This is a genomic window from Pseudomonas sp. Irchel s3h17, assembly GCF_900187505.1.
Lineage (GTDB): Bacteria > Pseudomonadota > Gammaproteobacteria > Pseudomonadales > Pseudomonadaceae > Aquipseudomonas.
Window position 1 is genome coordinate 247,333 of record NZ_FYDL01000006.1, and the last position, 15,404, is coordinate 262,736.

General features: G+C 60.5%; 11 protein-coding genes. 9 read left to right on the forward strand and 2 right to left on the reverse strand.

The annotated features are described in order from the left end of the window. The first annotated feature begins 1 nt into the window (after window position 1). From CKW25_RS10755 to CKW25_RS10770, 4 genes are all read left to right on the forward strand, one after another. Window positions 2–1,435, forward strand: coding sequence for a PLP-dependent aminotransferase family protein (locus CKW25_RS10755; RefSeq protein ID WP_095079155.1), 1,434 nt, complete (start codon window positions 2–4; stop codon window positions 1,433–1,435). 125 nt (window positions 1,436–1,560) lie between these two features. After that, on the forward strand, window positions 1,561–1,854 hold the full coding sequence (locus tag CKW25_RS10760; RefSeq protein ID WP_095079156.1) for a putative quinol monooxygenase: 294 nt from the start codon (window positions 1,561–1,563) through the stop codon (window positions 1,852–1,854). A 206-nt stretch (window positions 1,855–2,060) separates the two neighbouring features. Then, entirely contained in the window at window positions 2,061–2,420 is a 360-nt protein-coding gene (locus CKW25_RS10765; protein ID WP_256577959.1) for a cupin domain-containing protein, read from the forward strand. Window positions 2,421–2,585: 165 nt separating this feature from the next. Continuing rightward, complete coding sequence (locus CKW25_RS10770; protein ID WP_095079158.1) at window positions 2,586–3,188, forward strand: hypothetical protein; 603 nt, start codon at window positions 2,586–2,588, stop codon at window positions 3,186–3,188. Window positions 3,189–3,280: 92 nt separating this feature from the next. Here CKW25_RS10770 and CKW25_RS10775 read toward each other — a convergent pair whose 3' ends face one another. Next, entirely contained in the window at window positions 3,281–8,176 is a 4,896-nt protein-coding gene (locus CKW25_RS10775) for an NAD-glutamate dehydrogenase (RefSeq protein WP_095079159.1), read from the reverse strand. 487 nt (window positions 8,177–8,663) lie between these two features. Then, window positions 8,664–10,148 carry a hypothetical protein gene (locus CKW25_RS10785; RefSeq protein ID WP_256577956.1) on the reverse strand — a complete coding sequence of 495 codons (1,485 nt, stop codon included), beginning with the start codon at window positions 10,146–10,148 and terminating at the stop codon, window positions 8,664–8,666. 256 nt (window positions 10,149–10,404) lie between these two features. Here CKW25_RS10785 and CKW25_RS10790 point away from each other — a divergent pair, with 256 nt between their 5' ends. The 5 genes from CKW25_RS10790 (at window position 10,405) to CKW25_RS10810 (ending at window position 15,400) form a co-directional block, all read left to right on the forward strand. Further along, window positions 10,405–10,758 carry a hypothetical protein gene (locus CKW25_RS10790; protein WP_095079162.1) on the forward strand — a complete coding sequence of 118 codons (354 nt, stop codon included), beginning with the start codon at window positions 10,405–10,407 and terminating at the stop codon, window positions 10,756–10,758. Between the two features lie 76 nt (window positions 10,759–10,834). Beyond that, window positions 10,835–11,545 (forward strand): FadR/GntR family transcriptional regulator, encoded by a 711-nt coding sequence (locus CKW25_RS10795; protein ID WP_095079163.1) that lies wholly within the window; start codon window positions 10,835–10,837, stop codon window positions 11,543–11,545. Between the two features lie 116 nt (window positions 11,546–11,661). Continuing rightward, window positions 11,662–12,855 carry an L-2-hydroxyglutarate oxidase gene (lhgO, locus tag CKW25_RS10800; protein WP_095079164.1) on the forward strand — a complete coding sequence of 398 codons (1,194 nt, stop codon included), beginning with the start codon at window positions 11,662–11,664 and terminating at the stop codon, window positions 12,853–12,855. A 45-nt stretch (window positions 12,856–12,900) separates the two neighbouring features. Then, window positions 12,901–14,229, forward strand: a complete 1,329-nt coding sequence (locus tag CKW25_RS10805; RefSeq protein WP_095079165.1) for an MFS transporter — start codon at window positions 12,901–12,903, stop codon at window positions 14,227–14,229. 211 nt (window positions 14,230–14,440) lie between these two features. Further along, on the forward strand, window positions 14,441–15,400 hold the full coding sequence (locus CKW25_RS10810) for a MoxR family ATPase (RefSeq protein ID WP_095079166.1): 960 nt from the start codon (window positions 14,441–14,443) through the stop codon (window positions 15,398–15,400). Window positions 15,401–15,404 lie beyond the last annotated feature (4 nt).

Genomic DNA, 15,404 nt, shown 5'->3' on the forward strand with positions numbered 1-15,404 from the left:
TATGGAACTTCACGTTGTGATCAATGGCCGCAAGGACCTCGCAGGCCAGCTGTACCAGCAACTGCGCAGCGCCATCGAATCGGGCCGCCTGGCCGCCGGTACGCAACTGCCACCCAGCCGCTTGCTGGCCGAGCAACTGGGGATCTCGCGCAAGACCATCTCCGACACCTATACGCAATTGACCTACGAAAACTACCTGACGGGGATCGTCGGCAAAGGCACCTACGTCAACACCCGGACCTCGCACCTGGCGCGCAAGCAAAGCCACTCGGAACTGGCCAGCCACGAAATCATCGAGCGCTGGCGCAACCTGCCGACGTTCCTGCGTCACCCCGCCCCGGACGCTTCGTTGCCTTATGACTTCATTGGCGGCGCCACCAGCAAGGGCCTGTTCCCCCGGGACGACTGGCGCCGTTGCACCGCCCACGCACTGCGCCAGATCGCCAGCGCCATGGGCTTTTACAGTCAGGCCGAAGGTCTCCCGGTCCTGCGCAGTGCCATCGCCCGGCATATCGCGTTTTCTCGCGGGGTGATTTGCCAAAGCCAGGACGTGGTGGTGTGCAACGGTGCGCAGCAAGCACTGGACCTGATTGCCCGGGTACTGATCCAGCCCGGCAGCCTGGTGGCCATGGAAGACCCTGGCTATCCGCCGGCCCGCTTGCTGTTCGCCTCCCACGGTGCCGAGGTGGTCGGCGTGCCGGTCGATGGCGAAGGTATTCAGGTGGCGTCGATTCCCGAAGGCACCCGGCTGATCTACGTCACACCCTCGCACCAGTTCCCCCTGGGCATGCCCATGAGCCAGGCTCGGCGTGAGGCCTTGCTGGCCAGGGCCCACGCGTTGGGCGCGATCATCATCGAGGATGACTACGACAGCGAGTTCCGCTACGAGGGCCGGCCCACCGACTCCCTGCAGAGCCTGGATCAACACGGGCTCGTCGCCTATGTCGGGACCTTCTCCAAAACCCTGCTGCCCGAGTTGCGCCTGGGTTATGCGATCCTGCCGCCAGCCATCCTCGAGGCGGTGATCCGCGCCAAGCAGTTGACCGACCTGCACACCTCGACCCTGCCGCAATGGGCGTTGGCCAAATTCATCGACGAAGGCTGCCTGCTCAAGCACATTCGCCGCTGCCACACGGTCTACGCTGGGCGTCGCGAGCGAATCCTGGCGCGGGTCGCCGACGACCTTTCGCCCTGGCTTGAGGCCGTGCCGAGCACCGCCGGGTTTCACATGGTGCTGCTGTGCAAAGTCGAGGTGGAGGTGTCGCGACTCATCGAGCAGGCGAAAGACGTCGGGGTCGGGCTCTATGGCCTGGGCGAATTCTATTATCAGCAAGCCCCTCGCGCCGGGCTGTTCATGGGATTTGGCGCGATCGACACCCTGGACATCGATACCGCCCTTGACCGCCTGCGCGACCTTTTGCAGCAAGTCGCCTGAGGTCTATTGGCGTGGGGCTTTTACTGCCAATTGGTCGTTGGCCGCTGCTGTATACGGGCCTATCCTGCACGAACATCACCCCATCCTGAACACGGCCTGTGCAGCTTGAGAAGGGAGCCTGTGCGATGCCCGAGCAAATGATCAATACGGTCCAGGTACAGGCCGCCCCTGGCTGCTCCGATGAACTGGGCCGGCACTTGCAGCAGATCGTCGACACCTTGCGCCAACTCCCCGGTTGCGACACCTACATGGTCGATCGCTGCCCGGAAGATGACGACCGGTGGACTGTCAGTGCCCACTGGCAATCGGAAACCGCCATGCAAACCCACTTCAACTGCCCCGAAGTACAAGGCTTCATCAACCTGCTCGACAGTCGACTGGCCAGCAGCATCGACTTCAACAGCTTTCCGATTGTCTGAACGACAAACGAGCGTGCCCAGGACACTTGCCCAGCGCTCATTGGTCTGCTCGCCTTCGCGACTATTGGCTGTTTGTTGATCCCGGAGACAGGCTTAACGTGAAGCCTGATTCGCCCACTTGATCAACACACCCATAGGTGATGAGCATGAGACCGCTACCGTTACTCGCAAGCACCCTGACCGTCCTGAGCCTGCTGGCATCCACCATGGTATTGGCCCACGAAGCCGGCGCACCGTCAGAAAAAGTCACGGTACTGCAGGACGAGATGCTGCAAAACGTGCCCGGCAAGAAGGCCCTGATGATCGAAGTCGACTACCTGCCCGGCCAGTCGTCCATCGCCCACAAACATGAGGGCACCGCCATGGCCTACGTGGTCGCGGGGGAGATTGTTTCCCAGGTCAAGGGTGGCAAGGCGATCACCTACAAGACCGGTGAGTACTGGTACGAACAGGCAGGTTCAGAGCACCTGGTGTCAAAAAACGCCAGCAGCACCCAGCCGGCCAGGTTGTTGGTGTTCATGGTCCTCTCGCCTGACGAGAAAATACTGATCCCATTGCAGAACTGATCGCTGAATCAGCCTGCATGCCCCACAGGGAACAGCGTGCCCACAACGAATACGAGGCAACACAAGGAATCATAAATAAACGATTAACTACAGCGCCGCCCAACTAACTGGCTTTATTCTGGGCACCCACACAGGGAGTACAACACTTTAAATAAAGGACTATTTATGAACACAGATGAAGAACGCTCATTTATCGCACGACTTACTTGCGGCGGCAGCGCCATTACTTTTCTTCAGGAATTCAAGCCACACAAGCTTTTCAATAGAGAACCAATGCTGGAACAAATTCTTACAGCTCAAAGCGACTATCGTCCGCCCGTATTAGTTCTTGATCCATCCACTAACAAAATGGTTCGCGTTGGTTATACCATCCGAACCAAAAACACCGTGGTCGTACATTTCGAGTGCTATGACGACTATTACAATATGAAAATACTCAGCGCCCCCTATTATCAACAATATATCAGTAGAAACGACGAGGGTTGTCTGCTTGCTCTTCCGCCCGCCGGAGGGAACACCGCGTCATTCAACTTGCTGGATGCTGATCACAACATCATCACCCTCGATGATTTTAGCTCTGACACATCGACTGTTTACTTGAAAGCTCGCCATGCGGGAATAATCAGGAAACAAATAAATGGAGGTACGGACAACTACACCCACCGCTACTCTACTTTTACTGACCGTGCAGGAGACATTGTAAAATTCCAGTTAAACATCCTCGAGAGGCATACAGTCTCACCCAGACTCTCGACACCTTATCCTTGATGTATCAACTAATATTCAAACCAATCGTTATCGCTTTGAACAAAAAAAGCCCCGCCATCTTTCGATGCGGGGCTTTTTCATTCAACGCCTGATCAGGCAGCCGGTTCCAGCTCGGCGGCGACAGCGGCAGGCACCACCGCTTGACCGCTCAACGCCAGGTCCAGCAGTTCGCGGTTGGCCACCGCGTACATGGCGTAGTCAGTGCCGCTGGCGGCACGGATGTCCACCAGCATGGCGCGCCAGCGCTCGACCATGGCCTGGTTCTGCTCCATCCACAGCGCCAGACGGGTTTCCACGTCCTGTTCACCTTCGCCCATTTGCAGGACCGAAATGGTGATCGCACGCTGCTGCCAGTCGATGTCGTCACGGAACGCTTCGCGGGCCAGGGCTTGCCAGTTGTTTTCCACCGACAAGGCACTGATCTGTTGCAGGTACCAGGTCAGGTCCAGCGCGCTGCCTACGGCGAAGTAGGCCTTGGCCACGTCCGCTGGGTTCTGGCCGGTCACGTCGGCCGCCTCGATGATGGGCAGCAGAGTGTACAGGTGCGTGGTACCTGCAACCATGCGTGCCAGCAACTCAGGCACGCCAGCAGCGACGTAAGCCTGATAGCGGGTCTGCCAGCCTTCACGGGTCGGGCCTTCCAGCAGTTCGTCGAGCTTGAGACCCAGCGCGGCCAGGTGCGGACCGAAGTGGGCGACGTCACGGGCAGCATTCTGCTCGTTACGACGGCTGCGCAGGAACCAGCGCGTGGCACGACGGCCCAGGCGCATCAGTTCATCCATCAGCTCCAGCTGGACATCCGCCGAGACCTGGTAATCCAGGGCCTCGATCTGCCGGAACCAGTGCGGGAGGTGGAAGATGTCACGCACGATCACGTACGCACCCGCCACGTTCGCCGGGCTCATGCCGGTGGACTCTTTGAGACGCTGGACGAAGGTGATGCCCATGTGGTTGACCAGATCGTTGGCGATCTGGGTGCTGACGATCTCGCGCTTGAGGCGGTGACGACGCATGGCTTCGGAGAACTTGTTCACCAGCATCGGTGGGAAAGCGGTTTCCATGTCGCGCGTCAGGTAGTCGTCGTCCGGCACCAGGGAGCCCAGCAACTGCTCCTTGAGGTCGATCTTGCTGTAGGAGATCAGCACCGACAGCTCGGCACGGGTCAGGCCATGGCCAGCCGCGACGCGCTCGGTGATCGCCTCTTCCGACGGCAGGAACTCGATGGCACGATCCAGCTTGCCACGGCCTTCCAGGTCGTTCATCAGGCGCTTGTACTCGGCAATCCGCACAAAGGCACGGCGGGCCGCCAGGGACAGGGCCTGGGTCTGCTTGTAGTTGTTGCCGAGCACCAGGCCGCCGACTTCGTCGGTCATGCTGCCGAGCAACTGGTTACGTTGCTTCTCGGTCATGTCACCGGCCTGAACCACTTCGTTCAGCAGGATCTTGATGTTCACTTCGTGGTCGGAGCAGTCCACGCCACCGGCGTTGTCGATGAAGTCGGTGTTGGAGCCGCCGCCATTGAGGCCGAACTCGACACGGCCCAGTTGGGTCATGCCCAGGTTACCGCCCTCGCCCACGACCTTGCAGCGCAGTTCATTACCGTTGACGCGCAGTGCATCGTTGGCCTTGTCGCCGACATCGGCGTGGCTTTCGCTGCTGGCCTTGACGTACGTCCCGATGCCGCCGTTCCACAACAGGTCTACCGGCGCCTTGAGCAAGGCGTTCAGCAGTTCGGTCGGGGTCAGCTTGTCGGCCTGGATGTCGAAGCGCTCTTTCATCTGCGCGGAGATGGCAATGCTCTTCGCGCTACGGGAGAAGATCCCGCCGCCTTCGGACATGATGCTGGTGTCGTAGTCCGACCAGGCCGAACGCGGCAGGTCGAACAGGCGCTGACGCTCGGCGAAGCTGTTGGCTGGCGTAGGGTTCGGGTCGATGAAGATGTGCAGGTGGTTGAAGGCAGCGACCAGTTGCAGCGTGTCGGACATCAACAAGCCGTTACCGAACACGTCACCGGCCATGTCGCCGACGCCGACCACGGTAATGCTGTCTTCCTGGACGTTGATGCCGCGCTCGCGGAAGTGACGTTGCACGCCGACCCACGCGCCCTTGGCGGTGATGCCCATTTTCTTGTGGTCGTAACCGGCCGAACCGCCCGAGGCGAACGCGTCACCCAGCCAGAAGCCGTAGTCGATGGCGATGCCGTTGGCGATGTCGGAGAAGGTTGCAGTGCCCTTGTCCGCGGCGACGACCAGGTACGGGTCATCGTCGTCATGGCGCACGACGTTGACCGGCGGCACCAGGGCGCCGTCCTTCAGGTTGTCGGTGATGTCCAGCAAGCCCGAAATGAAGATGCGGTAGCAGGCGATGCCCTCGGCCGCGATCTCGTCACGGCTGCCGCCCAGCGGCAGGCGACGGGGCAGGAAGCCGCCCTTGGCGCCCACCGGCACGATGACCGAGTTCTTCACTTGCTGGGCTTTTACCAGGCCCAGGACTTCGGTACGGAAGTCTTCTTCACGGTCGGACCAGCGCAGGCCACCACGGGCCACGTTGCCGAAGCGCAGGTGCACGCCTTCAACACGCGGCGAGTACACGAAGATTTCGAACTTCGGCACCGGCTTTGGCAGCTCTGGAATCGCGTGCGGGTTGAACTTGAAGCTGAAGTAGGACTTGTTCTGGCCGTTGGCGTCGGTCTGGTAGAAGTTGGTCCGCAGGGTGGCCTTGATCAGGTCCAGGTAGCGACGCAGGATGCGGTCTTCGTTGAGCACCTGAACGTCGTCCAGGGCGGTCAGGATCGCGTGTTCCAGGCGCTGTTGCTTGTCGTCCAGGTCGTCGCTGGTCAGCTTGCGGGCCAGGTAGAAGCGGGTCTTGAACAACCGGGTCAACTCGCGAGCGATGTCGGTGTGGTTGTTCAGGGTGCTGGCGATGTAACCCAGGTCGAAGCCCAGGCGAATCTGCTTCAGGTAACGGGCGTAGGCACGCAGCAGTGCCACGTCGCGCCATGGCAGGCCGGCCGTCAGCACCAGGCGGTTGAACGCATCGTTTTCGGCGTCGCCGCGAACGATGTGGACAAAGGCGTCCTGCAGCGTGTCGTTGAGCTGCTGGATGTCCAGGTTCAGGCCTTCGGCGGCGGTGAACGCGAAGTCGTGGATCCAGAACTCGCGGCCGCTGTTGTGACGCAGGCGATACGGGAACTCACCCAGCACGCGCAGGCCGAGGTTTTCCAGGATCGGCAGCACGTCGGACAGCGCCAGCGGGGTATCGGCGTGATACAGCTTGCAGTGCAGCAGTTGCTGGCCGGTGCTCTGGGCCAGTGGCTGGTAGAAGCTCATGACCAGCGGGTTGGTCTCGGAGAGGCTCAACAGATGCTGCATGTCGACCACGGCCGAGTGCGCCGCGAAGCGCTCGCGGTAACCGGCCGGGAAGCCTTTCGGGAAGTCGGCCAGCACGTTGGTGCCATGCGCCTCGCCGAAGCTTTCGACGGTCAAGGCAGCATAGTCGTCCTGCCAGCTGCGGCAGGCTTGCACCACTTCTTTTTCCAGCAGCAGCGGGTCGATGTCCAGGCGGTTCTTCGGGTCGACCCGCAGAATCAGTTGCACACGGGCCAGCACCGACTCGGAGAAGAAGGTCCAGAACTCGCAATCGGTGGCTTTCAGGCGATCCATCAGCACTTGCTGGATCTTCTGGCGCACTTCGGTGGAGTAGATGTCACGCGGCACATAGGCCAGGCAGTAGCAGAAGCGGCCGTACGGGTCCTTGCGCAGGAACACGCGAATCTTGTTGCGCTCCTGGATCTGCACGATCGACATCACGGTGCTGAACAGCTCGTCCACCGGGGTCTGGAACAGGTCGTCACGGGGCAGGACTTCCAGCACCTGCGCCAGTTCCTTGCCCAGGTGAGCCTTGGCCTGGAAGCCGGAACGCTGTTCGATTTCCTCGACCTTGCGACGGATGTACGGGATGACCCGCACGCTCTCGCCGTACACCGAGGAGGTGTACAGGCCCATGAAACGGCATTCCTTGATGACGTTGCCGTCGGCATCGATTTCACGGATCGACACGTAGTCAGGGTAAGCCGGACGGTGGACACGGCTTGGGTGCGCGGCCTTGGCGAACGACAACAGGGTCGGTTCGCGCAGGTAGTTCACGGCGTACTCTTCGATACGACGGTCGTCATGAGTCAGGCCGGTACGCAACAGCTTGGTCAGGCCCAGGAACGAGTCCTGGTCATAGACGATATGGCCGCCATCGGCTTCATCACGAACCACGAATTCTTCATAGCCGAGGAAGGTGAAGTGGTTGCCCACCAGCCACTCCAGGAAGCCCTTGATCTCGCCTTTCTGTTCGGCATCGACCGCGAACTGGCTGTTGTCCAGGCCGGTGAGGATTTCCTGGACCTTGGCTTTCATCGGTTCGAAATCGGCGACCGCAACGCGGACTTCACCGAGAACCTGTTCCAGTTCGCGGCTCAACACATTGAGTTCGGCCACGTTGGCGCAGCGGTCGATTTCCAGGTACATCAGCGATTCTTGAAGAATGCCCTCGCCCTGGGTGCCTTTGGGCAGGATTTCCAGCAATTCGCCCTTGGCGCCACGACGCACGCTCAGCACAGTGGTCTGCAGGGTGTGGATGCTGTAGCCGCGACGGTTCAACTCGGTACGGACCGAGTCCACGAGGAATGGCAAGTCGTGGTGCAGCACTTCGACCGCGGTGTGGGTCGACTGCCAGCCGTGGCGCTCGTAATCGGGGTTGTAGACGCGCACTTGCGGTTGCGCATGGTCAAAGCGCTCAAGCAGGCGCCAGGCGGAAAGCGTGCAGCCGGCGAGGTCGGACAACCGGCGCTGCGTCAGTTCATCAAGAGAAATAATGCCGAAGAATTGTTCAGCGAACAGCGCCACTTGTGGCAGTGCCTGTTCACTGATGTGCTGCGCCAGTGCCGCTTGCAGTTGGTGCTGGAAGTCGGCTTTGCTGGCTGCGGTGAAGAACGCCATCTGTGGTACTCCGCTTGGGCTTGTTATTGATGGAAGCGTCGCGTGCAAAACCCCTTGCGGGGCAACCCGTCACCCTGTTCCTGATTCTCGGGCAGAGGAAACAGGACGACAGGTGGGTGAAGCTGGACGAGACACTCAGGTCACATTCACCTTCCAAGGATGGGCATCTGCAAAAACGACTGCCGGCTAAACAGGCAATGCCTTTACAGGTGTCCATCCGTTGCGCAGCTTAACGAGTGCGGCAAGGCCCGTGCTTGCGATGCTGCGACATATTCGGTCATCGGCACGCAGCTCAGGGGTCGCACCTCGAATAACACTAGCAGTCGCAGGGGAAAATGGCGGTTTCACAGCCTGTTTAGCGGTACTTTCGTACCAAAAACGATCGATAGCCCCGACAATGTTCGCGGTACATGCTGTGACACCCAGCCCAGCAAACAGCAGGTGAGCCAGCCTGACCACGCCGATCCCATCCCCATGAGATGTCGCGTCAATCAATCACCTCGTGAATCGCCTGGAATTGACTCACCGTCCCGCAGTCGTAGCACACCGTCTCCAGGGAAACCTTGTCCATCCTGATATCGATGTTGCTGGAGTCGCACTCGCGGCAGAACACCTCCACCGACGGGGACGTGCCCACACCGAACGCCGGGGCTGAAAAAAACCGCGGCACCAGTTCTTCACGCCAGTACACGCCGGGGGATTTCGAGAAGCCGGCCCCGTTATCCTTGAGCACGACGTCGTACAGCAGTCGATGCAACGCCGACTGCGGGACGCGTGGGTCTCGATAGGCCGACTTTCGCCAATTGTCGGCCAGTGCATTCTGGGCGGTGCTCAGCATATTGCCGGGGATAGTGTTGGACGCGTGGTTTCGCCCCTTGGAGTTGCCGGTGGCATAGAAATGCGCCGCATTTTTTACCGCGACCCGGGCAAAGTAATAAATCTGGCTGACCGAGAAGTCTTGCAGCAGCTGACCGACGACTGATTCGGCTCGGTTTTCAGCGCCAAACACAAAGTTCACTTCACTGGCCTGCACTCGGATGTAGGCCAGGGATTCCTCTCGGGCCAGGTTAAACATCAAGCTGTACAACTCACTCTTCCAGGCGAGTTGGACACTTCCCGACAGGTCCTTGTAAAGCGCTCGATACAGTGCATCACGCGTACTGCACTGACCGGCTTCAAGCGCAACATTGGGTTGCCAGCGCACCGCCAGGTAGTTGCGGATCCTGCAGCCTGCCGCGCGCTCGAAGGCGTGGATGTCCGACTCAGGATCGACCCGCAACACCCCGGTTTCGTGAAACTTTTTCAGCAAGTCTTCACTGATTGCTTCGCTGGGCGCCAAGGACTCACTGCGCGTAAAGGCATCCAGCGGCGCAATACTGTCAGCGCCGGGCTTGCCCCCTTCAAGTACCGCCAGCAGTGTCAGCTTCTGGACGAAACCCAGGCTGGCGTAAGCCACCGGCTCACTGCGCGCGCCGTACTGGCCCATGAGTTCATCACGGTCGCGCTGTACCTGGGCCGCCAGTGCCTGCTGCCTGACCTTGTAGCAGGTCGTGCAATTACAGGCCATGTGTCGGCCGTATGGCCCCTGCGGGTAAATCCGATGTTCACAACGCACACACTGGAAAGGGGAGCGCAGGGACTCAGGTGTTCCCCGCGCATGCCTTTTGACCCACATCGGCAGGTCACAGTAAGGACACTTGAGTTCTTTGCTGAGCAACGGCGGCAACACTTTCAGCAAACTTCGCACCGCCACCGGTATTTTATATTCGGTCATCAGGTCACTGGTTTTTTCACCCGCCAGATAACGCTGGTAAAGGACCTCGATTTCCTGCTCGGACAGATGTTTTACTTCACCCAGCGGCTCAAAATATTCGTTCATCAACCTGACTCCCTCTTCACTCATCGTTCGTTGCATTCCGTTGCATTCGGAACGACAACATAAGTTACAAACAGAGGAAAAAACAATAAACAAGCCGATTTATTCTTATTATTCCTACGCCCAATAAGCGCCCTACAACACCTTAGGAAAGTTCATCGAAAGATTCACACTTTCACTTAAGGAAACATCCTACTCAATTAACAAAGCTGATATCCGGACAACACCCGATTCAAGGGGCACACCAGCGCAATACCGGGTGCCCACGCAACACAACCCTGCAAAAAAACACCGGTGCTGGCAAAATCGTCCTTTGCCTGCCCACACCGCGCACCGCGCCAGGACTGCTCACATGCAACTGACCACCGCCCACCTGATCGCCAACCCATGCGATGACGAAGAAGACAACCTGGCCATGCTGTGCTGCCACAGCAATCAGGGCGACATGTTCCTGATGACCCGCTACCCGGACGAGGACGAACTGGAAATCACCCTCGATGGCGAGCCCTCCACGCTCGACGGCGTCAAGGTCACCCTGAGCCCTACCCGCCTGCTGATCGAAATCGCCGCGGCCGACGTCGATGCGCTCAACGGTGCCGACCACCTGGAAATCCTCCACGGCACGGCGCAGGCCGACCTGGCCGAGGTCGAAGAAACCCTGCGCAACATCCTCAAGGGCACCGGCACCTACATCAGCGAACTGTGAGCCGACAGCTGATTTCTTGACAAGAAATCAGCACCAAGGCATTGTCTGACAACCTGACTTGCGAGCCATCCCCGCCATGCTTCAACTTCAGCGCCCCGACTCCCTGGTTGAACGGGTAGTCAACGCCATCCGCGAAGAAATCGATTCCGGCCGCCTGACCGCCGAATCGCGGTTGCCCACCGAGCAGCAATTGACCGAACAGTTGAACGTCAGCCGTTCGGTGGTGCGCGAGGCCGTGGCGCAACTCAAGGCCGATGGCATCCTGATCAGCCGCCGAGGGCTTGGCTCGTACATTTCCCAGAATCCCAATGGCACGGTGTTTCGCTTTCCCAGCAAGAAGGGACGCACGCCGGATCTGGTACAGATGTTCGAAATGCGCCTGTGGACCGAGACCCAGGCCGCATCCATCGCCGCCCAGCGCCGTGACGAGGCCGACTTGTTGCGCATGCGCACCGCCTTGCAGGAGATGCACGACAAGCGCAGCGACTTTGCCGCCGCCGCCCTGGCCGATGTCGAGTTCCACCGCGCCATCGCCGACGCCAGCAAGAATGACTACTTCGTCGCTTTCCACGATTTTCTGCGCGGGCAATTGGCCGAAGCGCGACGCACCGCCTGGGAAAACTCCGCGGCGCATTCGGTTGGCGGCTCCGCTGATGCCAGTCGCGAACACCAGGCCCTGTACGAAGCGATCGCCGCCGGTGACCGGACCCAAGCCGCGACCTGTGCCGAGGCGCATCTACGCGCTGCGGCCAAGCGCTTGAACATAGACCTTCCCAGCATCGACTGAAACACCCTGAACCCGCTGTACCCGGGGCGCTGCGCGGCAGCGTCTTTCGTTTGAATGACTTTGTCTGACAACCTGATAAGCAGACTCTCTGACAAGAAAGCCAAGGTGACACCTGCATGATCTATGACTATTGCATCATCGGCGGCGGCATCGTCGGCCTCGCCACCGCCATGGCGCTCCTCGAGCGTCAGCCTGGCGCTTCGTTGCTGATCCTGGAAAAAGAAGCCAGCCTGGCCCGGCACCAGACCGGGCACAACAGTGGCGTGATCCACGCCGGCATCTACTACGCCCCGGGCAGCCTCAAGGCCGAACTGTGCAAGCGTGGCGCCCAGGCGACCAAGGCGTTCTGCACCGAACACCAGATCAAGTTCGACGTCTGTGGCAAGTTGCTGGTGGCCTCCACCCCGCTGGAAGTCGAGCGCATGCACGCGCTGTACGAGCGTTCGCAGCAGAACGGGCTGAACGTCGAGCGCCTGGATGCTGCCGAACTGCAGCGCCGTGAGCCGAACATCGTCGGCCTCGGCGGGCTGTTTCTCGATGCTACCGGGATCGTCGACTACAAGGAGGTCTGCCAGGCCATGGCGCGGGTGATCGAGGCCGCGGGCGGCGAGATCTGCCTGCAGACCACCGTCACCGCCATTCGGGAATCCGCCGACAAGGTCACCATCAGCAGCCAGGACAAGGTCTGGCAGGCCCGGCAACTGGTGGCCTGCGCGGGCTTGCAGTCCGATCGCCTGGCGACGCTGGCCGGGGTCAGGATCGATCATCAGATCATTCCGTTTCGCGGCGAGTATTACCGCCTGCCCGCCTCCAGGAACGCCATCGTCAACCACCTGATCTACCCGATTCCCGACCCGGAGTTGCCCTTCCTGGGCGTACACCTGACGCGGATGATCGACGGCAGCGTCACGGTCGGGCCGAACGCCGTGCTGGGACTGGGCCGCGAAAACTACCGCAAGTTCTCGATCAACTGGCGCGACGTGACCGAGTACGCCCGCTTCCCGGGGTTCTGGAAAACCCTCTGGAACAACCTCGGATCCGGCACCACGGAAATGAAGAATTCGCTGTTCAAGCGCGGCTACCTGGAACAGTGCCGCAAGTATTGCCCATCGCTGGAAGTCGAGGACTTGCTGCCCTACGAAGCCGGTATCCGGGCTCAGGCGGTCATGCGCGACGGCACCCTGGTGCACGATTTCCTGTTCGCCGAAACCCCACGCATGGTGCATGTCTGCAATGCCCCTTCCCCGGCCGCGACCTCGGCCATCCCCATCGGCCAGATGATTGCCGAGAAGATTCTCAACGCCCGCTGAACCCTGCTTCAACAATAACTACAAAGACCAAGAAGGAAATCACCGATGTCGGTACATCAAGCGGCCCCGACCGCCCATGAAACCCCGGAACAAAAGCGCAAGCGCCTGCGTAAAGTGGCGGCCGCCACCATCTTCGGCTCGATGCTGGAGTGGTATGACTTCTATCTGTACGCCACCATGGCGGCGATCGTGTTCTCGAAGATCTTCTTCGATCCCGGCAACCCCAAGGTGGCGGCATTGCTGGCCTTCTCCACCTTCGCCATCGGTTTCATTGCCCGTCCTTTCGGCGGCATTCTGTTCGGCTACCTCGGCGACCGCTTCGGGCGCAAACAGGTGCTGGTCATCACGTTCTGCATGATGGGGGTGTGCACCACCCTGATCGGCCTGATTCCCAGTTATGCCTCGATCGGCATCTGGGCACCGATCATCCTGGTGCTGGTGCGGATCATTCAGGGCCTGGGCGCGGGCGCCGAACTGTCCGGGGCCGCTGTCACCTCGTATGAACATGCCAGCGAAGGCAAGCGCGGCAGCCAGGGTGCCTGGCCGGCACTGGGCCTGAACCTGGGGCTGTTGCTGTCGTCGCTGACCGTCTACCTGCTGACCATGAACGGCAATGAGTTCCTGCTTTCCGGTGGCTGGCGCATCCCGTTCATCTGCAGCATCGTGCTGGTGGGCGTGGGGCTTTGGGTACGTCGCAGCATTCCGGAAACCCCGCAGTTCAAGGAACTCGACGAAAGCGCGGCCAAGGCGCAGGTCTCGCCGCTCAAGTTGCTGTTCCGGAATGACCTCAAGGGCCTGGTAGTCGTGCTCTTCGTGGCCATCGGCTACAACGCCCTGAGCTACATTTTCAAGACGTTCTCCCTGGCTTACCTGACCCAGTTCAAGGGCGTCGAAGCCCATGTCACCTCGCTGTCGGTGACCATTGCCAGCCTGGTGGCGATCATCGCCGTGCCTCTTTTCGGCTGGCTCTGCGACAAGTGGAGCAGCAAGAAGGTGCTGATGCTGGGTGGCTTGTGCTCGGTGCTGTTCGCCTATCCTTTCCTGGCCCTGCTCAACACCGGCGAGCCGATGATGATCTACCTGGCGATCGCGGTGGGCACCGGGATCCTCGCACCCATGATGTTCGCACCCCAGGGTTCCTTCCTCAGTCGCCAGTTCCCGACCCAGACCCGCTCCTCGGGCTTTGGCACCGGCCGCGAGATCGGCACCGCCATTGCCGGTGGCCTGGCACCGCTGGGCGGCCTGGCGCTGGTCGCCAATTCGGCGACCCACTCCACCGACGGCGTAGCCGTGATTCTGGTGGTCGCGGGCGTGCTGGTCGTGGTCTTTGCCCTGTTTGACCAAGGACGCAAGCACTCCAGCTTCAAGAACTGACCCACCTGTCCTGCCCTTGTCCGGCCGCCCAGTGCAGCGACAAGGGCAGGCCTGTTTCCTGCCCACGCGCAGGTTTACGCACAAATACCGGTTATTTACAGGTTTTTCCAAGGTGCCGTTAGTCGCCAGGGGGCCGGATAGATTAAAGTATCAGCCCCCGCCCGGGCGCTTTTGACAAGCGTCCCCGGCCTTCTTCCAGGAACATTCAACGATGGAACACCGTGAGGCGCTTCTGGCGCTGCGATCCTTTCTCTCAACGCAGATTCTCGGCCAGGAAAAACTCATCGAGCGCTTGCTCATTGCCCTGCTTGCCGACGGCCACATGCTGGTCGAGGGCGCACCGGGCCTGGCCAAGACCAAGGCCATCAAAGAGCTTGCCGAAGGGATCGAGGCGCAGTTCCATCGTATCCAGTTCACCCCCGACCTGTTGCCCGCCGACATCACCGGCACGGAAATCTATCGCCCTGAAACCGGCAGCTTCGTGTTCCAGCAAGGACCGATCTTCCATAACCTGGTACTGGCCGACGAAATCAACCGCGCGCCGGCCAAGGTCCAGTCGGCCTTGCTCGAAGCCATGGGCGAGCGGCAAGTCAGTGTCGGGCGCAGCACCTATGAGCTGTCGCCGCTGTTCCTGGTGATGGCCACGCAGAACCCCATCGAGCAGGAAGGCACCTATCCGCTGCCCGAAGCCCAGCTTGACCGGTTCCTGATGCACGTGAAAATCGGCTTCCCCGATGCCGCCGTCGAACGCCGGATTCTGCAACAAGCCCGCGGCGAAGCACTGAACGGCGAATCCAAGCCGGAGCGTCGGGTGACCCAGCAAACGATCTTCGCCGCCCGCAAGGAAATCCTCGGGCTGTACATGGCCGATGCCGTGGAGGAGTACCTCGTGCAACTGGTGATGGCCACGCGCACGCCCGGAAAATTCGACCCGGAAATGTCCGAGTGGATCGCCTACGGCGCCAGCCCACGGGGCTCCATTGCCCTGGATCGCTGCGCCCGCGCCCACGCCTGGCTGGCCGGCCGTGACTTCGTCAGCCCGGAAGACATTCAGGCGGTGCTCTTTGACGTGCTGCGCCACCGGATCATCCTGTCGTTCGAAGCCGAGGCCGCCGGTATCGACCAGGACCGCGTGGTCCAGCGCATTCTCGATGTCGTAGCCGTCGCTTGACGCC

What these genes read in the sequence shown, in the direction of transcription:
- CKW25_RS10810 (WP_095079166.1), top strand. Translation starts at nt 14,441, where the DNA reads ATGGAACACCGTGAGGCGCTTCTGGCGCTGCGATCCTTTCTCTCAACG.
- CKW25_RS10790 (WP_095079162.1), top strand. Translation starts at nt 10,405, where the DNA reads ATGCAACTGACCACCGCCCACCTGATCGCCAACCCATGCGATGACGAA.
- lhgO (WP_095079164.1), top strand. Translation starts at nt 11,662, where the DNA reads ATGATCTATGACTATTGCATCATCGGCGGCGGCATCGTCGGCCTCGCC.
- CKW25_RS10775 (WP_095079159.1), bottom strand. Translation starts at nt 8,176, where the DNA reads ATGGCGTTCTTCACCGCAGCCAGCAAAGCCGACTTCCAGCACCAACTG.
- CKW25_RS10755 (WP_095079155.1), top strand. Translation starts at nt 2, where the DNA reads ATGGAACTTCACGTTGTGATCAATGGCCGCAAGGACCTCGCAGGCCAG.
- CKW25_RS10770 (WP_095079158.1), top strand. Translation starts at nt 2,586, where the DNA reads ATGAACACAGATGAAGAACGCTCATTTATCGCACGACTTACTTGCGGC.
- CKW25_RS10805 (WP_095079165.1), top strand. Translation starts at nt 12,901, where the DNA reads ATGTCGGTACATCAAGCGGCCCCGACCGCCCATGAAACCCCGGAACAA.
- CKW25_RS10765 (WP_256577959.1), top strand. Translation starts at nt 2,061, where the DNA reads ATGGTATTGGCCCACGAAGCCGGCGCACCGTCAGAAAAAGTCACGGTA.
- CKW25_RS10760 (WP_095079156.1), top strand. Translation starts at nt 1,561, where the DNA reads ATGCCCGAGCAAATGATCAATACGGTCCAGGTACAGGCCGCCCCTGGC.
- CKW25_RS10795 (WP_095079163.1), top strand. Translation starts at nt 10,835, where the DNA reads ATGCTTCAACTTCAGCGCCCCGACTCCCTGGTTGAACGGGTAGTCAAC.